Source organism: Anaerobacillus alkalilacustris (assembly GCF_001866005.1).
GTDB classification, from domain to species: domain Bacteria; phylum Bacillota; class Bacilli; order Bacillales; family Anaerobacillaceae; genus Anaerobacillus; species Anaerobacillus alkalilacustris.
In genome coordinates, this window is the sequence record NZ_MLQR01000029.1 from 124,744 (window position 1) to 146,932 (window position 22,189).

Annotated in this window: 19 protein-coding genes; 1 reads left to right on the plus strand and 18 read right to left on the minus strand. The window is 34.7% G+C overall.

The window, feature by feature from the left end; all coding sequences use genetic code 11:
- Positions 1–461 precede the first annotated feature (461 nt).
- From BKP37_RS11290 to BKP37_RS11345, 12 genes are all read right to left on the minus strand, one after another.
- Positions 462–2,051 (minus strand): DEAD/DEAH box helicase, encoded by a 1,590-nt coding sequence (locus BKP37_RS11290; protein WP_071309696.1) that lies wholly within the window; start codon positions 2,049–2,051, stop codon positions 462–464.
- Positions 2,048–3,301 (minus strand): competence/damage-inducible protein A, encoded by a 1,254-nt coding sequence (locus tag BKP37_RS11295; protein ID WP_071309697.1) that lies wholly within the window; start codon positions 3,299–3,301, stop codon positions 2,048–2,050. The genes BKP37_RS11290 and BKP37_RS11295 overlap by 4 nt, the downstream gene beginning before the upstream one ends.
- A 14-nt stretch (positions 3,302–3,315) precedes the next feature.
- Complete coding sequence (pgsA, locus tag BKP37_RS11300) at positions 3,316–3,894, minus strand: CDP-diacylglycerol--glycerol-3-phosphate 3-phosphatidyltransferase (protein ID WP_071309698.1); 579 nt, start codon at positions 3,892–3,894, stop codon at positions 3,316–3,318.
- Between the two features lie 247 nt (positions 3,895–4,141).
- Positions 4,142–4,636 carry a YajQ family cyclic di-GMP-binding protein gene (locus tag BKP37_RS11305; protein ID WP_071309699.1) on the minus strand — a complete coding sequence of 165 codons (495 nt, stop codon included), beginning with the start codon at positions 4,634–4,636 and terminating at the stop codon, positions 4,142–4,144.
- Between the two features lie 430 nt (positions 4,637–5,066).
- The gene (locus tag BKP37_RS20125) at positions 5,067–5,951 is read right to left on the minus strand and encodes a helix-turn-helix domain-containing protein (RefSeq protein WP_071309700.1); all 885 of its coding nucleotides are present in this window, start codon (positions 5,949–5,951) and stop codon (positions 5,067–5,069) included.
- 20 nt (positions 5,952–5,971) lie between these two features.
- Positions 5,972–6,745, minus strand: a complete 774-nt coding sequence (locus BKP37_RS11315) for a DUF3388 domain-containing protein (protein ID WP_071309701.1) — start codon at positions 6,743–6,745, stop codon at positions 5,972–5,974.
- Between the two features lie 248 nt (positions 6,746–6,993).
- On the minus strand, positions 6,994–7,239 hold the full coding sequence (locus BKP37_RS11320; protein ID WP_071309702.1) for a DUF3243 domain-containing protein: 246 nt from the start codon (positions 7,237–7,239) through the stop codon (positions 6,994–6,996).
- Between the two features lie 94 nt (positions 7,240–7,333).
- Positions 7,334–8,047: an elongation factor P 5-aminopentanone reductase gene (gene ymfI / locus BKP37_RS11325; RefSeq protein WP_071309703.1), complete on the minus strand. Its 714-nt coding sequence runs from the start codon at positions 8,045–8,047 to the stop codon at positions 7,334–7,336.
- Between the two features lie 25 nt (positions 8,048–8,072).
- Entirely contained in the window at positions 8,073–9,356 is a 1,284-nt protein-coding gene (gene yfmH, locus BKP37_RS11330; protein WP_071309704.1) for an EF-P 5-aminopentanol modification-associated protein YfmH, read from the minus strand.
- The gene (gene yfmF / locus BKP37_RS11335) at positions 9,357–10,646 is read right to left on the minus strand and encodes an EF-P 5-aminopentanol modification-associated protein YfmF (RefSeq protein WP_342707787.1); all 1,290 of its coding nucleotides are present in this window, start codon (positions 10,644–10,646) and stop codon (positions 9,357–9,359) included. It lies immediately after the preceding gene.
- 195 nt (positions 10,647–10,841) lie between these two features.
- Positions 10,842–11,558, minus strand: a complete 717-nt coding sequence (locus tag BKP37_RS11340) for a GntR family transcriptional regulator (protein ID WP_071309705.1) — start codon at positions 11,556–11,558, stop codon at positions 10,842–10,844.
- A gap of 119 nt (positions 11,559–11,677) precedes the next feature.
- Positions 11,678–14,020 carry a DNA translocase FtsK gene (locus BKP37_RS11345; protein ID WP_071309706.1) on the minus strand — a complete coding sequence of 781 codons (2,343 nt, stop codon included), beginning with the start codon at positions 14,018–14,020 and terminating at the stop codon, positions 11,678–11,680.
- Positions 14,021–14,067: 47 nt separating this feature from the next.
- Between BKP37_RS11345 and BKP37_RS20775 the strand changes: the two genes are divergently transcribed.
- Positions 14,068–14,202 (plus strand): hypothetical protein, encoded by a 135-nt coding sequence (locus BKP37_RS20775; RefSeq protein ID WP_281243050.1) that lies wholly within the window; start codon positions 14,068–14,070, stop codon positions 14,200–14,202.
- Here the strand turns inward: BKP37_RS20775 and BKP37_RS11350 are convergent.
- The 6 genes from BKP37_RS11350 to asd all read right to left on the minus strand — a co-directional run bounded on the left by BKP37_RS11350 (position 14,194) and on the right by asd (position 22,009).
- Positions 14,194–14,406: a YlzJ-like family protein gene (locus BKP37_RS11350; protein WP_071309707.1), complete on the minus strand. Its 213-nt coding sequence runs from the start codon at positions 14,404–14,406 to the stop codon at positions 14,194–14,196. The two genes, BKP37_RS20775 and BKP37_RS11350, sit on opposite strands and share 9 nt — an antisense overlap.
- On the minus strand, positions 14,403–15,137 hold the full coding sequence (locus BKP37_RS11355) for a ClpP family protease (protein WP_071309708.1): 735 nt from the start codon (positions 15,135–15,137) through the stop codon (positions 14,403–14,405). Before BKP37_RS11355 ends, BKP37_RS11350 begins: the two co-directional genes overlap by 4 nt.
- Before the next feature lie 909 nt (positions 15,138–16,046).
- Positions 16,047–17,732, minus strand: a complete 1,686-nt coding sequence (locus tag BKP37_RS11360) for a ribonuclease J (RefSeq protein ID WP_071309709.1) — start codon at positions 17,730–17,732, stop codon at positions 16,047–16,049.
- Positions 17,733–18,016: 284 nt separating this feature from the next.
- The gene (gene dapA / locus BKP37_RS11365) at positions 18,017–18,901 is read right to left on the minus strand and encodes a 4-hydroxy-tetrahydrodipicolinate synthase (protein ID WP_071309710.1); all 885 of its coding nucleotides are present in this window, start codon (positions 18,899–18,901) and stop codon (positions 18,017–18,019) included.
- A 632-nt stretch (positions 18,902–19,533) separates the two neighbouring features.
- Positions 19,534–20,754 (minus strand): aspartate kinase, encoded by a 1,221-nt coding sequence (dapG, locus tag BKP37_RS11370; protein WP_071309711.1) that lies wholly within the window; start codon positions 20,752–20,754, stop codon positions 19,534–19,536.
- 211 nt (positions 20,755–20,965) lie between these two features.
- Positions 20,966–22,009: an aspartate-semialdehyde dehydrogenase gene (asd, locus tag BKP37_RS11375; RefSeq protein ID WP_071309936.1), complete on the minus strand. Its 1,044-nt coding sequence runs from the start codon at positions 22,007–22,009 to the stop codon at positions 20,966–20,968.
- Between the last annotated feature and the right edge of the window lie 180 nt (positions 22,010–22,189).

A 22,189-nucleotide genomic window follows, 5' to 3' on the forward strand; every position in this document is an offset into this window, starting at 1 on the left:
GTGTTTTTTGTTTCCACTAAATTTAGTTCAAATTTTGGTTACTTACTCAATAATGGTAACACTCAAGATAAACAATAGGGCTAACTCAATCTATCATAAAGTAATTTTTATGAAAAACACAAATGAAATGTTTGGATTTCATAATCTTTACGAAGCGAGTTAGCCCTATTAATTTTATTCATCGATAAACAAAGCTTCCACTCATGTTGGTATGAAGGAACCAACTCAATGATTAAAGTTAAGCTTATTTACCCCACTCTTAAGGGGCAGCAAGCCCCCCACTAGAAAACGTAAGAAAATCGGAAAGTGTAGGTGGGATTAACTGCCCCTTAAGGTCCGATATAGAAATAACTTTCATCAGTGAAAGCTGATGATTAGTTATTCTTATGCCTGTGGTATATGTTAAACTAACAAGCAGTGGGGGATGAAGGCCCCCCACTGCTTGTTAGTTCAGCTTTATATTAAAATTTCTTTTCTCTTTTTGGACGTGGTTTTGCAGGCTCAAGATTAACTCGAATTCCATTTAATCTCGAATAGCGAAGTGCTTCATAAACAAACGGTGCACTATCTTCTGGGACCTCTACAAAGGTGAAATTTTCAAAGATATCAATTCTTCCTATTGATTTTGGTAAAATTCCTACTAGTTCAGCAATTTCATCGACAATAATTTTAGGTGTTAGTTGAACATTTCTACCTACATTAATAAAAAAGCGAACCATGCCTTTTGCTGCACCTGTATCACCAAAATTATAACTATCATCTTCTACATTAAATTCACGATGGAAAGCTATATTCATAAGCGCGTTAACAACTTTTTCAGCTGGATATTCAGAAAGCATATCCTTAACTAAAGAATCAAAAAATGTAGGCTGATCATTTGTCTCAATGATTTTAACTACTTGTTGTTTCCATGATTCTTGTTGCTTTTCTACAACATCCTCAATCGTAGGAATTTCTTGAGAAGGTAATGTCATTTTAATTTCCATTTCAATAGAGCGCAAATGTTTCATTTCCCTTGGAGTGACTAAAGTTAATGCTAGACCTTTCCTCCCTGCACGACCGGTACGTCCAATACGATGCACGTAACTTTCAGGATCTTGCGGAATGTCATAGTTAATAACATGAGTCACATTATCCACATCAATACCACGAGCCGCAACATCTGTAGCAATTAAAAACTCAATGGTAGAATCACGGAATTTCTTCATGACACTATCTCGTTGCATTTGAGTTAAATCGCCATGAAGACCGTCCGCCATATATCCGCGTGCTTGTAAAGCTTCTGCAAGTTCAGCAACACCTTTTTTTGTACGACAAAAAATAATCCCAAGATCAATTTCTTCACTATCAATAATTCGACAAAGAGACTCTAATTTATTCTTTTCTAATACTTTAAAATAAACTTGGTTAATAGATGGTGCCGTCACGTCTCCTTTGCTAATAGAAACAACTTTAGGTTGATTCATATACTTACGAGACAATTTCATAATCTCATTTGGCATTGTTGCTGAAAAAAGCAACGTTTGACGTTCGTGATTCACTTCTTTTAAAATTGATTCAATATCCTCAACAAAGCCCATATCTAGCATTTCATCTGCTTCATCTAAAACGACAGTATGAACTCTCTCAAGTTTTAACGTTTTACGACGTAGATGGTCTAAAACTCGGCCAGGAGTCCCAATTACAACATGTACGCCTTGCTTTAAAGCACGAATTTGGTGACCAATCGATTGTCCACCGTAGATTGGTAATGTTCGTGTACGTTTAAACTTAGATAATTTTTGAAGTTCACCAGCAACCTGGATGGCCAATTCTCGTGTTGGAGTTAAAATAATTGCTTGCACATATGGTGCACTCGTAACTTTGTCTAATAACGGGATCCCAAATGCTGCTGTCTTTCCTGTGCCTGTTTGTGCTTGTCCAATGACATCCCCACCTTCTAATATGACAGGAATTACTTTTTCTTGAATTGGAGAAGGAGCTTCAAAGCCCATTTCCTTAATTGCTTTTTTTATATCAACTGAAATTTGAAAATCGTCAAAATACATCATTTTATATTGCCACCTTTAGAAAAATGTTTCATTAATGAATATAAACCATATTTAACAGACCTACTCTGAATTTGCTCTCTAGAGCCAGCAAGCTTTAATGGATAAGCAATTGTTTTTTTACCTATCACCGAAATACCTATATAAACTGTCCCTACCTCTTTATTTTCAAGTTTGTTAGGACCTGCTACACCGGTAAAGCTAATTCCTATAGTTGCGCCTGTAAGATCCCTTACATTATCAGCTAGAGCTTTCGCACACTCACTACTCACTGCACCAAATTCTTCCATAATTTCATCTGGCACCTTGAGAATAGATTGTTTACTATCATTGCTATAACAAACAATCCCCCCCTTAAAAATGGTTGAAGCTCCGCTTACTTTAGTTATTTCAGAAGAAAAAAGACCACCAGTTAAGCTTTCAGCAGCAGCAATCGTTATCCCCTCGTCTTTGAGCTGTTTTATTACTTCTTTTAATAAGGAGGTGTCATCATAACCGTAAAAAAACTCACCTACTTTAGCTAATATTTTTCCTTCTATTTCATCTAAAAGGACTGCACCTTCTTTTTCATTCTCATACTTCACTGTTAAGCGAATCGTCACTTCTCCATCCTTAGCTAGAGGTGCAATTGTAGGATTGGTTTGATTATCAATTAAATCTAAAAGTTCAGTTTCAAGTTGAGATTCACCGATATCAAAAAAATTTAACACGCGCGAACTAATTTTCGTAGTTTTTTCGAGTTGTGAAACAAGAAAAGAAAGCCCATAATTTATAAACATCGGCTCCATTTCCTTAGGCGGTCCAGGTAAAAGAACATAAGAAACGCCATTTTCTTTAAAAGCCATTCCTGGGGCCATTCCATAATCATTTGGCAGGATGGTACATCCTGAAATAACTAAAGCCTGTTTTCGATTATTTTCTGACATTACTCGGTTACGCCGTTTAAAATATTCTTCAATATTAAATAAAGCTTCTTTATCAGTTACTAAAGAACGTCCAACACACTCAGCAATCGTTTCTTTTGTAAGGTCATCTTTTGTTGGACCAAGTCCACCAGTAACTACAATTAAATTGGAGCGTTTTTGAGCTTGAGTAATAATTTCTATTAATCGAGCACGATTATCGCCAACAACACTATGATGATAAACATTCACTCCAATATTAGCTAATTGTTTAGAGAGAAATTGTGCATTGGTATTTGTAATTTGCCCTAACAAGAGTTCCGAACCAATAGCTATGATTTCTGCATTCAAAGCCAACACCCCAATTACTTAGATTTAAGGACAATGTGTTTATTTTTAACAAAATAATCCCAGCCCGAAATAATAGTTAAGATAGTAGCAATCCATACAACAATTGTCGTAAAAGGAAAACCAATCAACTCAAAAGGTAAGTTGTGAAGCATTAACGCTGAAACAGCAATAATCTGAAACACCGTTTTCCATTTCCCTAAATTGCTTGCAGCTATTACTTGTCCTTCAGCTGCTGCAACAAGCCTGATCCCAGTAACAGCAAACTCACGGCTAATAATAACTATTGCAATCCAAGCTGGTAATAACAATAATTCCACTAACGCAATTAGTGCTGCAGTCATTAACAATTTGTCAGCTAATGGATCTAAAAACTTCCCGAAATTTGTAACTAAGTTATATTTCCTTGCATAATACCCGTCTAACCAATCTGTACTAGCTGCAATAATGAAAAGTAAAGCACCAATGAAATGTGCTATAGGCAATTCAAAGCTCATGATAAGAAAGTGGCCTAGATCGATAGGAGCCAGGAAAAAAATCATAAATAAGGGAATAAGAATTATTCTTGAAATAGTAATTTTATTTGGTATGTTCACAAGTACCCTCCCTATTAGAAAAGCGTAAGTGCCAATCAACTATTGAATCGGCGTGTGCTAGCAACATCCATTCACACAACTCGAATCAGTTAAGTAAAACTTCGATAATACATGAAGCTCTATACGACACTTAGCGTCTTAATAAACGCATCACAAAGTGGAAGGCAATCTGCCTTCGCTTTTGTGAATGTTTTCGTCTGTAACTTTCCTAATTAAAATAATAATTAATCTTTATATGTAGTAAAAATCATCTCATATTCACAAATTGTACAGGAAAATCCAAGTCCAATTGTTTTATTAGTTGGATAATGGATTGAAGATCATCAATGCTTTTTGCAGTTACTCGAATCTGCTCATTTTGTATTTGAGCTTTAACTTTTAATTTAGAATCACGAATTGCTAGTGTAATTTTCTTTGCTCTGTCTGAACTAATTCCTGCTACAAGGGATATTACTTGTCTTACTGTTCCTCCAGAAGCTTTTTCAATTTTACCAAAGTCCATTGCTTTTTGAGATATGTCTCGTTTTATAAATTTTGTTTTTAAGATATCGATGACACTTTCTAATTTATAATCATCGTCTGAAATAATTGTTATTTGATTATCTCCTGTTCGTTCAATATTACTTTTAGAGCCTTTAAAATCATAACGGTTTTTGATTTCTTTTAACGCTTGTACAATTGCATTATCAACTTCTTGCATATTTACCTCTGATACAATGTCAAAAGAATGTTCCTTTGCCATATACATCATCCTTTCTCTAAAAAAACTCAAATTTTATTAACAGATAGTGTAAGCTAATTGTTTTGTTACTATTATTGTGTTTCTTCTCGTAGCGATAGAATTGCTTAATTCTAATAATCCTTCTACCCATTGACGTTAAAAAATTAGATTAATCATCCTATATTCAACTAAACATTTGTACAATTTTAAAACTAAATGTTTACACCGGAAGAAAAGTATTGTTTTAAACGATTCTTTTTTGTACAAGCATAGAATTAATTTTAACATATTACACCACCAATGTGTAATCTTACTCTAAAAACTATTATGTGGAATTTAACAGATTACTTAGGGTTCATTTACTCCTATAGTATCAAATTAATATTTTCTACTCTAAATTCGTTTGGTCAATACAAAAAGAGTCATATTTGATGACTCTTTTTACACGTCACTATTGTTCATTTTCTTCTTGAAAATGAAAGGTTACTTTCTGATGAGCGATATTGAGTGGGAACTCAAAAGGTTCATCGTTAATAAATAGTCTTACATTGTTGGATGCACCAAAGTTAAAATGAATAGAATCCTCTTCTGAAAAGTCAAATGATAACACTTTACCACTATCTTCAATAGAAGCATGAAATTTCTTCCCTTTAAGATTATCAATTTCTATATAACTTTTTCCATCAAGTTCAATATTAAACGTGAATTCATCTGCATTAAGTAACTGATAAACGGTTTCTTTTCCCTTTGTTTCAACGAAAACAAGCTCTTGCTCTGGTAAATCTTCTTCTATTTCTTCTATTTCTTCTATTTCTTCTATTTCTTCTTCTTCAAATAATTGAGTTTCTTCTTCCTCTTCTTCCGGCTTAAGTGCTTCTTCATCTTTTCCACCATCAACAGTTTCCTGACCTATATCCTTAGGAACCCCTTCATCAATTGCTGTATTCTTTTGAAGGAAATACCAGAAGCCAATTAATATTGAAATAATGAAAACTACAGCTACAACAGAAGGTAATACAGCTAAAAATCTACGAGCTTTTTTGTTACTTTTTGTTTTTTTAGATTGAACTCTTGGCGGAATTTCAGTTACTTGCTTATTGGAGGCTGGGAGTTCATTTGCATGCTCTTCAAAAAGCATTTCAGGGTCAATTCCAACAGCTTCTGAATAGCTTTTCACGAAGGCTCTGGCATAAAAATTCCCTGGCAACAAATGTAAGTTACCTTCCTCAATAGCTTGTAAGTAACGTTTTTGAATTTTTGTCATCTCTTGGAGCTGTTCCAACGTTAAATTCTTTTCTACCCTTGCATTCTTAAGTCGCATTCCTAATTCTGACAATGCTAACACCTACCAACTCTTTAACTTATATCAAATGAAGAAAAACCTGGGTCAATAGCTTCATATGTTATTTTTTCTTCGTGATTGTTCCTTAACTCTATTATGTAGTCAAAATCATCTAGTGTATACTCTGTCTCTCTAACAAAAATATCTGGATGCTCAATGACCTTGATTGAACATAAGCGCATTACTTCATTAACTAATAATCGATGTCTTTCTGTCGCACGCATTGTTGTAACGATCCCATCAATAATATAAATATTATTCTCTGAAAGTTCGTCATCAGCTAATTGACTCCTAATGGTCTGCCTAAGTAAGGTCGATGAAATAAATGACCACCGCTTATTAGCACAAACACTTGCTGCAACAATGGATTCTGTCTTACCGACTCGAGGCATTCCTCTAATACCTATTAGTTTATGACCTTCCATCTTAAAAAGTTCAGCCATAAAATCAACTAGTATTCCTAGTTCATCACGAACAAAGCGAAATATCTTCTTTTCATCTCCATCTCTTTCTATATATCGACCGTGTCTTACCGCTAACCTATCCCTAAGTTTAGGCTCTCTTACTTTCGTTATTGAAATATTATCCATCGTATTTAAAATTTTAGTAAGCCGTTCAATTTGATCATTATCTTCGCTCCGAATTAACATCCCTCGTCTCATATGATCCACACCATTAATCGTAATGATATTTATCGATAACATTCCAAGTAATGATGCGATATCACCTAATAATCCTGGACGATTTTTATGTATTTGGTATTCTAAGTACCATTCTTTTTTTGACATAGTTCAACTCCTTTCCCAAAAGTAATGGAAAATAAATAGTAAGAACTGATAATTTACTACATAAATATTTAATCAAATACACAAAGAATCTGCAGAGTATCTTTTTTATATCATAATTCATTTTTTTGCTGAATGAAAGTCATATTTATATGTTTATTGACTTAAATATAAAAGTAGCTCATTTATTTGCCATTTTTTATGAAAATAGGTGTTGCATTCAAGCAACACCTAACTCTTTTACACATATATTAACTTTTAACTAATTTAACCATCATATTTGCAATTGCGTGCTGTTCTTCTTCTGAAGCAACATTCCAAAGATCTGCTAACACTCGTTCTTGATCGTTTTTAGGTTCAACTTGCTTTGCTAAGTATTCTCCAACTTGATAAGCAACATCATTAATTACTCGATCATTCATGCCTTCGTGTTGAGCTTGTTGCAAACGATCTCCTAAGAAATCTTTCCATTGCTCCCAATTATCTAATACAGACATTTTTGTCCCTCCTTAGTTTGTATTCAATGTTATTTTGTCAAAAGAGAAACAAAAATATACAAGTCTCATTGTGTAATGTCCGGGATAAATAAAGCTAGTGCCAAGCGCCATTTATTCCAATTATTTGACCATTTATATACGAGGCTTTTTCTGAACTTAGGAATGTAACTAGATCAGCCACTTCCGTTGCATTACCTAACCTGCCCATAGGTATTTCATTACAAAGTTCGTCTATATCTTCCTTACTAAACTCATCTAGCATTTTTGTTGAAACAGCTCCCGGAGCAACCCCATTTACTCTTATTCCACTAGGAGCCACTTCTTTAGCGAGAGCTTTTACAAACGTATTTAATCCACCTTTAACTGTCGAATATAACACTTCGCATGAAGCACCAGTTATACCCCAGATAGAAGAAATAGCAACTATATTTCCACTTTTATTATTTATCATAGAAGGTAATAGAGCTTTAGTAAGTAAGAAAGGGCTCGTTATATTAAGAAATATCATAGCTTCGACCTCTTGATCTGTCATATCCGTCATTAAACCAACATAACTTTTTCCACTGTTTAACACAAGACAATCTATTGGAGTGTGAATGGCATCCACTATTTGCATTACTCCTTCTTTCGTGGATAAATCAGCTTTTACTTTCCAGACCTTTACGTTTTTTATCTCCGTTAATAATTCATCAATACTTTGTTCATTTTCATGATAATGTAAGTATAATTGATACCCTTCCTTGGCGAAACTGCGAGCTATTTCTCTACCGATTCCACCACTAGCACCTGTTATTAAAGCAAATTTCACTGTTCTCCTCAAACCTTTTTAATTTTTATTTTGGAAGCACTTGGCAAACCGTAAACATTTCTAAATCAAAATGCTCTTTCATTGTCTGTTCAAGTTGTTGAATAGATAATCCTTCTAATGTTTCAACGACATTAAACAAGTTCATGTTATTAAATTGATACCTTGTAAATTGATTAGCTATAAATTCTGGTGAATTTAGTGATCTCATGAATGCACCTATTTTTTTCTTTATACTCCGACGAAAAACTTCTTCATCTAAAGGCGTAGATAAAAATGATTGTATCATTTGTTGGAGGCGACTCACTAACATATCTGGATCTTTTGTATCACCACCAATAATTGAAAACCCAAAACCTTTTTCTGCTGAATAGTCAAATGAAAAAGAATCGTCAATTAATCCTTCATTATAAAGTTCCTCATAATTATTGGAACTCTGCCCTAGCATAATATCCAAAATTATATTAATAGAAAGTTCATGCTTTAACAATTCTTCCCCTTGTCTGTTAGGATTCTTTTCTTTAAAGCCAACTAGACATTTTGGCGTATGAACTGACATCTTCAAAGTTTCTTTCTTTTTTGCTACTGCAGCTGGTTCATCTTCAAAAATTCTCTTTATATTTTCCATTTCTTTAAAGGTTTTTTTCGATTGATTAGCTTGAACTAATTCAAATGTTTCATTTGGGTCAATAGGCCCAATTACAAATAAAACCATGTTCTTTGGATGATAGAACGTTTCGTAAGATTGATATAATAGATCTTTCGTAATTTTATCAATCGATGGTATTGTTCCGGCTATGTCAATTTTTACTGGGTGATTTTTGTACATATTTTCAATGATACCAAAATAAACCCTCCAGTCCGGGTTATCATCGTACATCGTTATTTCTTGGCCGATAATTCCCTTCTCCTTTTCTACACTTTCTTCAGTAAAGTACGGGTGTTGTACAAAATCAAGGAGTGTTTCAATATTTTTATCTACATCTGATGTACTAGAAAACAAATAGGCAGTTCTTGTAAAGCTTGTAAATGCATTTGCAGATGCTCCTTGTTTACTGAACAGTTGAAAGACATCCCCTTCTTCGTCCTCAAACATCTTGTGCTCTAAAAAGTGAGCGATACCATCAGGTACTTTTATTGGCACACTCTCACCAAGAGGAATAAAGTGGTTATCAATTGAACCATACTTCGTAGTAAACGTAGCATATGTTTTATTAAAGCCTTGTTTTGGTACAATATACACTTCTAGTCCGTTTTCTAATGTTTCGTGATATAACGTTTCATTTAGTTGTTCAAAAACAATTTTTTCCATCTAACTAGCCCCCTTTCCTTTTAGGAAATAAATTGTATCTAGCTGTATTTTTTTTCCTACATTTATAATGTCATCTCTCGTAACATTTTCAATACCGTTTAACCATTCATCAATGGTTCTTGATTTAGCCCCTACAGCATTGTGATATAGTAATTCAACAAAGCCTTTTGCTACATCAACAGTCTCAAGCAGTTGATTTTTAATTACTGCCTTAGTTTGTTTTATTTCTTCATCAGTAAAGTCACCACTTTGCATACTTTTAAGTTGCTCTTTTATTATTGTGACTGCTTGGTCATAGTTCTTAAATTCAATTCCAGACATAACCATTAATATTCCTTTATGACTTTCAAACCTAGAAGAAGCATAATAAGCAAGACTTGCTTTTTCACGTACGTTAATAAAAAGTTTCGAATGAGAAAATCCACCAAATAATCCGTTAAACATTTGCATTGCAAAATAATCATCGTCTTGATAAGTGGTATTTGTGCGAAAGCCAATATGTAGCTTTCCTTGCTTAACATCTTGTTCCTCTATTACTACATGTTCTTTTTTTATTTCTTCTTTGCTATTAGCAACCTTATTTTGTCCTTGTTTACCATTATTGGTAAATGTAAAATATTTACTTACCAACTCTTGAATGCTTTCACTTTTTACATCACCAACAACATATAAATCAAACCCATCGTTTGAAAGCATGGTAGTGTACTGGTGATAAAGATCCTCAGGAATTACATTGTCTATTTCATCTTCATAGCCCCACACATTTATACCATAAGGTTCTTCTTTACACATCTCTTCAGTTACACGCATATTTGCATAGCGAATTTTATCATCAAAAATAGACTGTATCCTCTGTTTTAAATTTCTCTTTTCATTTGTAACAATTGTACTTTGAAATACCCCTGACTCTTTAACTGGTTTAAGAAGAATTTCAGCCAATAACTTAAGAGCTTCCTCTAATAGCGGGGTTTTATCTTTTAAATAGTTCTCATTGACCACATCCATACGAAACGATAATATATGATTTTCTCCCTTTTTACTTACATCTACTGTAAGGGTAGCTCCATAAAGTTCATCTAAATAACTTCTAATTTCTTGTCTAGAAGAAAAGTTTTCTGTACCACTTTGTAGTACATATGGAAGTAACGTTCGTTTCGTAACTGTTTCTTTTGTAAGCGGTGACTTAATATGTAATACAATTGTATTCGTTTTATATTGCTTTGTTTCAATTACATGAAGGTCTAGGCCATTAGCTTTCATATCTTTCACCTTTGAAGTCGTCTCCAACAATTTCTCACTCCTTGTATTCCAGCTTATTAGTAAATCTACTTCATATTATAACCGATAAAAAAAAGAAAAATGTTAAAAAGAGATCCATGTAGGATCTCTTTTTTATAGTTTATCCTTCTTGAAGAGGTGATATGACCCAACTAGAAGGTTTTCTACTAATTTTATGTTAGTATCTTAAGAAATATAAAGTAAATGTTAAACTCGCTTTCTTAGCACATGAAATTTAAATTGATCTGCTCGAAAATAGTTAATAGAGTAAAGGATTGGTCGTTCTTGATCATCGTAGTGCATTTGTCTTAAGACGAGTAGTGCAGTTTGGGGCCCACGTAAAATTTCTGAAACTTCTTCATGGTACCCTATTGGTTCGATTTGTGTTATAGCGTAGGAAATTGATGTTCCTTCTTTTTCTAACCTTTCAAAAATGGATTGTTCATAAGAAAATTCGCGATTTCGTAAGTAAACTTTAGGAATTTTATCTAAACAATAAACCACAGGATCGTCATTTGCTGTACGAACCCGTTTGACTATCATGACTTCATCAAGATCTTCTATCTGGAACTTTTCAATATCATCTTCGGTCGCGGTAACTAATTCGGACGATACGAATATAGTACCTGGTTTTTTATTTCCACGTTTTATCATATCAGTAATACTAAATAACTCCTCTATACCGGATGAAAATATTGGCTTACTACAAATAAACGTTCCAACTCCATGACGCCTAGTAATAACATTTTCATCCTCAAGGATTCTTAGCGCTTCACGTAAAGTAGCTCTACTTACACCTAACTGTTTTGATAATTCAAACTCAGACGGTAAACGTTCACCAGCTTCATAGATCCCTTCTTCTATATCATTTTTAATTTTATCGATAACCTGTAAATATAATGGTCGATGATCAGACTTAATCACATACTTCCCTCCACTACCTATTTCAATTCCATATTCGTGTAAACTTATTTTGTGTTAAGAATTTTCATTTTTTAGGCTTCGAGATTCTAAACTATCAAGCTTAGATCTAAAGTTATGCTTTACCCCGATGATACATCACTCTCAGTTCTTTTAGAGACAAGAACCTCTCTAGGCTTACTTCCTTCATACGGACCAACAATGCCACGAGCTTCCATTTCGTCAATTAGTCTTGCAGCTCTAGTGTACCCGATTCTAAATCTACGTTGTAACATAGAAACAGAAGCTGTGTTCATTTCAGTAACTAAATCAACAGCAGACTCGTATAAATCATCGGCCACATCCTCTGAAGCTTGATCTTCTTCTTTTGGCATCATATCCTCTTGATATTGAGCTTTTTGTTGGGCGATCACAAAATTAACAATTTTTTCAACTTCATCATCAGAAAGAAAAGCTCCCTGCACACGAACAGGTTTTGATGCTCCAACAGGTAAAAAGAGCATGTCCCCTCTACCTAATAATTTTTCCGCACCACCCATATCAAGGATTGTCCTTGAATCAGTTTGTGAAGAAACCCCAAACGCAATTCTAGATGGGATATTTGCTTTAATAACACCAGTAATAACATCAACCGAAGGTCTTTGTGTCGCAATAATTAAGTGGATACCTGCAGCTCTAGCCATTTGTGCTAGCCTTGTTATACTATCTTCTACATCACTTGAAGCGACCATCATTAGATCAGCTAGCTCGTCTACAATGACAACAATGTACGGCAAAGTAGCTTGCTTAGCATCACTAGTTTCATTTTGATTTTTTATTAATGTATTATAGCCTTCAATATTTCTTGTGCCTGTATGAGCAAACAACTCATAACGGCGTTCCATTTCATTTACTACTTTTTTCAATGCTTGTGAAGCCTTTTTAGGTTCCGTAACAACAGGTGCTAATAAGTGGGGAATACCATTATAAACATTTAATTCTACCATTTTAGGGTCTATCATCATTAGTTTTACTTCGTGAGGTTTTGCTCTCATGAGAATACTTACAATAATCCCATTAATACAAACACTTTTCCCGCTCCCTGTGGCCCCTGCTACAAGAAGGTGAGGCATTTTATTAAGTTCTGCTAGAACTGGATCACCAGAAATATCTCTCCCAAGACCAATTAGTAGTTTTGATGCTTCAATTAATGTGGTTGTAGCATCTAAAACTTCTTTCAGTGTTACAATAGCCACTTCTTGGTTTGGTACTTCAATACCAATTGCAGATTTACCTGGAATTGGAGCTTCAATACGTATATCTTTAGCTGCTAAGGCTAATGCCAAATCGTCAGCAAGATTTACAATTTTACTTACCTTTACACCTATATTAGGATAGACTTCATACTTCGTAACTGCAGGTCCTAAATGAACTTTAGAAACTTTCGCCTTAACACCAAAGCTTTCTAACGTTTGTTCAAGTTTTTTTGCATTTGCAGAAATATGTTGTCTTTCCAAGAATTGATTATTTTTCTTTGGATTTTGTAATAACTCCAAAGATGGCACCAAGTAATTTTCATTTGTCTCTACAGATACAATAAGTGGTTCTTTAGATACACCAGTATTATGTACTTCAACCTCTTTTTCGTCAATTTCTGCTTCTGATCTCATTGGATGACTATCATTCTCTCTTTTATCTGAGTCAGTTTCATATGCTCTTTTTGAAAAGTCATAAATGATCGGTTCAGGTTGTAGATTTTGATCATTTCCTTCCCCTTGATTACTTATTCCTGTAACAATCACTGGTGATTTTTCCGATTGTTTCTGCTTTTTTTCTTGCCATTTATTATGAAATTGCTGCTTTACATTTATTAAATATGCCTTTATTTTATTAGTAACTGTCGAAAAAGTCGTCCCAAAATAAGTAAGAAAATTTAATATTAAATCAGTAAATGATTTTCCAGTTATTAATATTATCCCTGTAATAATAATAAATAAAGAAAAGACTACAGTACCACTAGCCGCAAATAAAAAGTGAGTGATGGCAAATCCAATAGCACCTACCATACCACCACCAAGGTCAGTAATAGATGTATCTCCCTTTACTTGTAACCAATATAATTCCCATGTATTTCGAATAACAGATCCATCAATAAATTCACCTTGTTTTGAAAAAAGGTCAAACAAGCGAATATGACTTAATAAAACGAATGAAAAAACTAATAAATAAATACCAACTAACCTCCTTGACATAAAGTTAGGAGACTTTCTTTTTATCATTAAATATAATGATATGAAAAATAAACCAATTGTTAATACCACATGCCATTCACCTAGAAAAAACCTAAATAGGTGAGTAAGTCCTTCCCCGACACTTCCTAAACTAGCAAAGGAAACAGAAGCTAATACTATTAGGAATAGACCAATTAGTTCAAATGTGAGTTGCTTTTTCCACTCTACTTTTTTTTGTTTTTTTCTTGTAGCCATTGTTTCACCTCTTAATTAACACTTTCTAAAAATTAGGATCAACTAGAATGAAAATCCTACCATTGTCTTGTATGAATGAAGAAGCAGCCGATGATACGGCTGCTTCTATGAAATCATTTCTTGAATATGATTATTATACCATAATCTCAAAAGTAAAAACTAGAGAAATGGAGTTAATATAGTGCAACCATCTTCCCAGGTGAATAATTTTCATTCAAAAACGCCATAGGATCTGTACTAAGTAAGCGAACGATCCTAAATTCATGGTTAGAAACTTGTTCAATTATTAACTGCCCTTCTTTAATATCTACGGTGATTTGTTTCGAAAACACTTCATCCTGATGAGGAAAAATTAATTCTTCTGGCATTGTCGTATAAAGAATCATTGCATAATCTCCCCTCCATCAACATTCCGATTTTTTTCAATTAGTTCGTTAAGCTTCGCTATCGCTTGACCAATACCACCAACCTCATTTATAATTCCATACTTGACCGCATCTGGGCCTACTACATTTGTTCCAATATCTCTTGTTAAGTTCCCTTTGGAAAACATCAATTCTTTAAATTTTTCTTCGGTAATTGTAGAATTATTCGTTACAAACTTAATAACTCGTTCTTGCATTTTATCCAAATACTCAAATGTCTGAGGTACACCTATCACTAAGCCAGTTAAACGAACCGGGTGAATCGTCATTGTAGCTGTTTCAGCAATATAGCTATAGTTCGAAGCCACTGCTATCGGAACACCAATGGAATGGCCCCCTCCTAATACTAATGTGACTGTAGGTTTTGACATCGTTGAGATCATTTCAGCAATCGCAAGTCCTGCTTCAACGTCCCCACCAACTGTATTTAATATAACCAACATACCTTCTAGTTTAGGATTTTGTTCAGCTGCAACAAGCTGTGGAATTATATGTTCGTACTTGGTTGTTTTATTTTGTGGTGGTAATTGCATATGACCTTCAATCTGACCAATAATTGTAACTACATGTATATTTGATTGTTCCATTTGGGCAACATTCGTTTGTCCTAATTGTTGAATTTTCTCTACAATACCTGATGGTTTTTGTTCCTTTTGTTCGTCTTGCTGAGTATCTGACATGCGTTCATTCATTTATTATCCTCCTCTAAATAAGCCTACTAATAGTATGAGATTATTTAGGTTATTTATGAATCTGTTTTCTTTTGGCAAGAAAAGCGCAAGCGCCTTGGTCACGAGCGATAGGCACTGGAAGGCCTTTGACAGAAGCCGCTCTTTGGCTTCCGAAAAGGTCTGAAGTGACCGAGCTCGTAGGCGCTGAAGCTAGACAGTTTTCAAGTTAGAAATTTTATACTTTCTTACCTTGTAAAAAAAAGATAAAATTCCTTTGGTCACCTATACAAGTAATTTTGCGCTCCCATTACATGAAGTCCGTTCTTTTAGTTTCATGTAGTAGAGCGAAATGACCTGGAGCAAGTAACACCGAAAAAAGAAACAGCTTTGTAACTTCAGATTTTTTCTTACTCTAGTTAGAAATTAAAATTGCTTTAAAAAAAATAAAAACTTGGCATAATCGCCAAGTTTTTATTTTTTTCAACTGAGTAAATTCCATCATTAGCAAGAAAAGCGCAAGCGCCTTGGTCACGAGCGAAAGGCACTGGAAGGGCTTTGACAGAAGCCGCTCTTTGGCTTCCTACGTGCTTTTAGCGTCTTCTAGTATGCTTCGTAGTAAGCTTCCTCGAAGCAGTGTTTTGTGCGACGAGTAACCGCAGGAGCAATTGTTTTCCGTGCGACGAGTAACCGCAGGAGCAAAGCTGCATGAAGCTATTCAGAGACGTTATTCATGTAGTTATTGCAGTCAATAGCTTGACTGAAGTGACCGAGCTCGTAGGCGCTGAAGCTAGACAGTTTTCAAGTTAGAAATAAATTTATAAATTCTGATACTGTAAAAAAAACGACCCACATAATTATACGAACGTTTCAATATAACTAAATATGAAATCTTATGGGCCTAGATCATAAATCATTAAACTAACGATTAATTTATACTTCCATAATAATAGGTAAAATCATTGGTCTGCGGCGAGTTTTCTCATACAGATATCGACTCAAGACATCTCGAACATTACTTTTTAAAGAGGACCATTCATTTACATTTTCATTCATGCATTTTGCTAATGTTTCTCCGACGAGCTTATTCGCTTCTTCAAGTAACTTTTCACTTTCCCTCACATATACAAATCCTCGTGAAATAATATCAGGACCAGAAATAATTCCATTATTTTCTTTGTTTAAGGTAACAACAACTACTAAAATTCCATCATTAGATAAGAGGCGTCGGTCTCTTAAAACGATATTTCCTACATCACCCACTCCGATGCCATCAATCAAAACATTTCCAGAGGTTACTTTCCCACTTGTTTTTCCTTCACCATTAATAAATTCGACAACCTCTCCTTTATCAATTAAAAAGATGTTATCATTTTTCACACCACAAGACTTCGCAAGACCCCGATGTGCATACTGCATTTTAAATTCTCCATGAATTGGAATGAAGTACTTTGGTTTCATTAGATTTAACATCAGCTTTAATTCTTCCTGACAACCATGCCCAGTTGTGTGAACATTTTTCTCACCAAAAACAACCTCAGCACCAGTACGATATAATAAATCAACAACTTTTGTTACCGCTTTTTCATTCCCTGGGATTGGTGTTGCAGAAATAATGATTGTATCGGTTGACTTTATACCGATTTGTTTATGAGCGCCTTTAGCCATCCTCGTAAGCGCAGACATTGGCTCGCCTTGACTTCCAGTCGTTAAGATTGTGATTTTGCTATCATCATATTTATTGATATCTTCTTCTTTTATTAGAATATCTTTGTCGATGTGTAAATACCCTAATTCCGTTGCTATAGAAACGATTTTTACCATACTTCGACCCGAGACTATTACTTTACGTTCCATGGCCTTTGATACATTAAATATTTGTTGAATTCTATGAACGTTTGATGCGAATGTTGCGACAATAATTCTACCGTTTGACTGATAAAAAACATCTGCAATTCCTTGTCCAACTACACTTTCAGAAATAGATACCCCTGGCCTTTCAGCATTGGTACTGTCAGAAAGAAGGCATAATACCCCTTTTTCACCAATACTAGCCATTTTCCCAATTTCTGCAATTACTCCATCTACTGGGTTTTGATCAAACTTAAAGTCACCCGTATGAACGATTGAGCCTTGTTTTGTTTCGATGCATACGCCAACAGAATCTGGAATACTGTGATTAGTCCTAAAGAATGTTACTGTTGTCGTACCAACTATTAGTTTCGAATTATTGTCAATAAGTCTCAAATCAGCGGATTTTTCTAAACCATTTTCGGACAGCTTTGCTTTAACGATACCTAGAGTCAATTTCGTGCCATAAATCGGGACACTAATCTTCTGTAGTATATACGGAAGAGCACCAATGTGATCTTCATGACCATGTGTCAACATAATTCCTCTTACACGATCCTCGTTTTCTAACAAATAGGAAATATCAGGTATAACAACATCAATACCTAACATATCATCGTCAGGAAACATTAATCCTGCATCAACAACTATTAGGTCATTGTCTACCTCAACTACATACATGTTTTTTCCAATTTCCCCTACGCCGCCCAGAGAAAAAACACGTATTTTATCTAAATCTTGCTTTATCAATGTTCTTGTTCCTCCCATATTAAATTTCCATCAATATTCAAAATACACTTATTATTTTTAAGACCCGAACTAATCACTTGTTTGTAGTATAACTTATCTTATAATTGGAACACAAGAATATTTATGTAATACTGGAAAAATAATTATATAAATCAAATTAGGAATTATATGCAGCAATTGAATAGCCACAAAAATTATGAAGAAAAAAGAGGAAGGTAAAACGAGAAAAGGAACCATTATATCTATAAAATAATACGGTTCCTTTTTGGAGATGAATTGATGAAAGATTTTTGAAAAGATTTTTATTTCAATACTTTTGCTAAATCTTCTCGCTCAATTTCAGAGAGCGGAACAAGTGGTAAGCGAACACCACCAACATCTATTCCTTTAAGCGCTAGTGCTGCTTTAACTGGGCATGGATTTGGAGCTTTGAACAATGCTTTAACTATTGGGAGAAGCTGTTGATGTAGTTTAGCTGCCTCTTTCAGATGGCCAGAATTAAATGCTGTTATCATTTGCTTAAACTCTTTTCCCACCACATGTGAAGCAACTGAAACGACACCATTTCCCCCTACAGCAAGTAAAGGAAGAGTTAGGCTATCATCTCCACTATATACGAGAAAATCATCAGGTGTTTCTGATATGATGGCAGTAACTTGATCTAAATTTCCACTCGCCTCTTTAATAGCGACAATATTATCTATTTTTGATAATTCTACAACTAATTCAGACGTCATGTTTACAACTGAACGGCTAGGTATATTGTAGAGCATGACTGGTAAAGTAGTGGCATTTGCGATTGTTTTAAAATGTTCATACATACCTTTTTGAGATGGCTTGTTATAATATGGAGCTACAAGCATAACACCATCAACTCCAACACTCTCAGCCTTTTTTGTAAGCTCTATAGAAGTAAAGGTATTATTACTCCCTGTCCCTGCAATCACAGGTATTCGACCTGCTACAACTTTAACTGTATGCTCAAATAATGAAACCTTCTCATCAAAACTAAGAGTTGGCGATTCACCAGTCGTACCTGCAACCACTAAACAATCTGTCCCAGTATTGATTAAGTGTTCAATTAACTTAGTCGTTTTTGAAAAATCAACTCGGTTATTATGATCAAAAGGTGTTACCATAGCAGTAATTACTTGCCCAAAATTCACGTTATTCAACCCCTTTGTCATTCACATAATTCAAGACTCATTTAAGAAAAGCGCAAGGCGCCCGCCTATCGGCGACAAACACTGGAAGGTCGGCAAGTAGCGGTCTGCTCTTTGACCGCAACTATGTGCTTCTGCGTCTTCTAGCATAGCTTCGTAGCAAGCTTCCTCGAAGCAAAGCTGCATGAAGCTATTCAGAGACGTTATTCAAGTAGTTATTGAAGTCAGTAGCTTGACTGAAGTGACCGAGCTCGTAGGCTGCTGGAGCTAGACAGTTTCCAAGTTAGTAATTTATAAATTCTGATACTGCAAGAAAAGCGCAAGCGCCTTGGTCACGAGCAGCTGCTCCTGTGCCACTCCGTTTGCTCAAGAGCAAAGCCCCTCTATGGCTTCCGCGTGCTTCTGCGTCTAACTGCACTGCTTCGAAGTAGGCTTCCTCGAAGCAGTGTTTTGTGCGACGAGTAATCCCAGGAACAAAGTAGCATGAAGTATCTTCGGAGAAGGATCCAAGAAGTCATTGAAGCGACTGAGATCGTAGGCGCTGAAGCTAGACAGTTTCCAAGTTAGAAATTTTATACTTTCTTACCTTGGCACAAAAACTTCACTACGACGTAGTATTATTCAAATTTTTTTTGATTATCTAAAAATATTTCAGATTAATTTTGATCTAGTTTAAATATTCGGTGCAGCGCATTAACAGCTTTTACCTTATCTTCTTCTTTTACTAATACCCAGATTGTTGTATGTGAGTCTGCCGATTGTAAAATACTGATATTTTCTTCTGCGAGACTGCCGACTATTTTAGCCGTAACCCCAGGAACACCTGTCATCCCAGCACCAATCACAGAAACTTTAGCAAGTTTTCTTGTTACGATAGGTTCATATCCCATACCTCTAAGAAGTTCAATTGCTTTATCTGTATTTTCATCCATAACAGTGTAAACTACACCCATAAGATTAATATTTATAAAATCAACACTAATTCCTTCGTTCGCCATCGCTTTAAAAACTTGCGATTGAAGATTGTAATCTCCTTCTTTTGCTAAAACTTTGATTTGTGAAACATTTGAAACATAGGCGATACCAGTAACTAGTCTTTCTTCAACATCCATTCCACCACGTTGCTTATTCTCTGCAGTAACTAACGTCCCTTCTAAATCGGAAAAAGTAGAACGAATTTTAATTGGTAGCTTGGCATTCATTGCAATTTCCACCGCACGTGGATGGATAACCTTCGCACCTTGGTAGGCCATATTACAAACCTCATTGTATGTTACAGTATGAATAGATTTTGCTTCAGATACAATCCTAGGGTCTGCAGTCATTAATCCTTCAACATCTGTAAAAATATCAACCCATTCCGCTTGTACTGCAGCGCCCAGTGCGGTTGCTGAAGTATCACTTCCACCACGCCCTAACGTTGTTAACTCACCGTTAGGAGACATACCTTGAAATCCTGTTACAACAACACAATCATGATTTTCAAGTTTTTCTAATAAATATTCACATTTCATTTCAATAATTTTAGCGTTTGAGAAATCTTCATTAGTTCTAAAGCCTGCTTGCGCTCCAGTCATAGCCATTGTTTTTAATTTTAGACTTCCTAGTAAGTTACAAAAGACGACAGATGATATCAATTCTCCACAAGACATCAATAGATCTTTCTCACGTTTCTTCACAAATGTTCCGGTCTCATTAGTAATTAAATTAAGGAGTGTATCTGTTGCATATGGATCACCTTTTCGCCCAATGGCTGAGACAACCACTACTACTTTGTATCCTTCTTTAACAGCGGTAAGAACGTGTTTTGCAGCTAATGACCTTGTTTCTTCATTTTTCAATGATGTTCCACCGAATTTTTGAACAATAATTTTCATTTCATAGTACACCTCTTTATAAGAGTATTATCTTTTATGAAAATAGCTTTAAAACTCTATTCAACGTATTTTATTGGCTTATTGTGTAATAAAAGTAAAGGCTGACTAAAAAGATGAAAGCTCCTAAAGATAAACTACGTTTATCAATCATTGTACTTGATGATGGGCTATCTCACTTTTTACGTCAGCCTTCATGATTTTTTGATTACATTTATTTTAGTAAACCAAGCTTAACTAAGCTTTCAGCAATTTGAACTGAATTCCAAGCTGCTCCTTTTAATAAGTTATCCGAGACAACCCACATATGGAATCCTTTTTGATTATCTAAATCTTGGCGAATTCTCCCTATAAATACATCATTTTTTCCAACAGAATTAATAGCCATTGGATAAACTTGGTTTTCTGGGTCATCTTCTAAGACTACACCTGGCGCTCCTTTTAATAAGGCTTTTATTTCGGCAACCGTTAAACCTTCTTTTTCAACTTCTATAAATAGAGATTCAGAATGTCCTGTTTCTACCGGAATTCTTACACATGTAGCCGCTACATGTAAATCTGGCATATCCATGATTTTTTTCGTTTCATTAATCATTTTCATTTCTTCAAATGTAAATCCGTTATCTTCGAATTTATCAATTTGTGGAATAGCATTAAATGCAATTTGATAATGTTTTTTATCACTACCACACGGTAAAATTTCCGGAGTAAATTCTTTTTCTTCTAAAATAGATGCTGTTTGGTCCTTCATTTCCTTAATTGCGTTTGCACCAGCACCACTAACTGCTTGATACGTTGATACAATAACTTTTTTCAGACCATATTTTTTACGAATTGGTTCTAATCCAACAACCATCTGAATAGTTGAGCAATTTGGATTAGCAATAATGCCATTATGGTTATGCAAAGCCTCTTCGTTTACTTCAGGAACAACTAGCGGTGTATTAGGGTCCATACGGAATGCACTTGTATTGTCTACACAAATCGCTCCTCTTTTAACTGCTTCTGGTGCTAATGCTTTTGAAACCGAACCTCCAGCACTAAATAAGGCGATTTGTACACCTTCGAAACTTTCAGGAGTAGCTTCTTGAATAACTACTTCTTCACCTTTAAAAATAACTTTTTTCCCTGCTGATCGTTTTGATGAAAGTAATGTTAGTTTTGAGATAGGATAGTTACGTTCTTCCAATGTTTTTAACATTTGTTGCCCTACTGCACCAGTTGCTCCTACTACTGCTACGTGAAAACCTGTTTTCATTGCCATGATGATAGACTCCCTTCTAAATTTAAAAGTGATTTTTTAATTGTTTAAACCTTAGAGCAATACTTTTTTGTTTACCTATACTATCATTTAAATATATTAATAATAGTATAGGATAGGCCTTCTTTTTAATATTTTTTCACTACTAATGAAAAAATGTGGATATAGAATAGCGTA

Coding starts and splice junctions, on each gene's coding strand:
- BKP37_RS11290 (WP_071309696.1), bottom strand. CDS start 2,051: ATGATGTATTTTGACGATTTTCAAATTTCAGTTGATATAAAAAAAGCA.
- BKP37_RS11305 (WP_071309699.1), bottom strand. CDS start 4,636: ATGGCAAAGGAACATTCTTTTGACATTGTATCAGAGGTAAATATGCAA.
- BKP37_RS11315 (WP_071309701.1), bottom strand. CDS start 6,745: ATGTCAAAAAAAGAATGGTACTTAGAATACCAAATACATAAAAATCGT.
- BKP37_RS11320 (WP_071309702.1), bottom strand. CDS start 7,239: ATGTCTGTATTAGATAATTGGGAGCAATGGAAAGATTTCTTAGGAGAT.
- yfmH (WP_071309704.1), bottom strand. CDS start 9,356: ATGGAAAAAATTGTTTTTGAACAACTAAATGAAACGTTATATCACGAA.
- BKP37_RS11345 (WP_071309706.1), bottom strand. CDS start 14,020: ATGGCTACAAGAAAAAAACAAAAAAAAGTAGAGTGGAAAAAGCAACTC.
- BKP37_RS20775 (WP_281243050.1), top strand. CDS start 14,068: ATGAAAATCCTACCATTGTCTTGTATGAATGAAGAAGCAGCCGATGAT.
- BKP37_RS11350 (WP_071309707.1), bottom strand. CDS start 14,406: ATGATTCTTTATACGACAATGCCAGAAGAATTAATTTTTCCTCATCAG.
- BKP37_RS11355 (WP_071309708.1), bottom strand. CDS start 15,137: ATGAATGAACGCATGTCAGATACTCAGCAAGACGAACAAAAGGAACAA.
- BKP37_RS11360 (WP_071309709.1), bottom strand. CDS start 17,732: ATGGGAGGAACAAGAACATTGATAAAGCAAGATTTAGATAAAATACGT.
- dapA (WP_071309710.1), bottom strand. CDS start 18,901: ATGACAAAGGGGTTGAATAACGTGAATTTTGGGCAAGTAATTACTGCT.
- dapG (WP_071309711.1), bottom strand. CDS start 20,754: ATGAAAATTATTGTTCAAAAATTCGGTGGAACATCATTGAAAAATGAA.
- asd (WP_071309936.1), bottom strand. CDS start 22,009: ATGAAAACAGGTTTTCACGTAGCAGTAGTAGGAGCAACTGGTGCAGTA.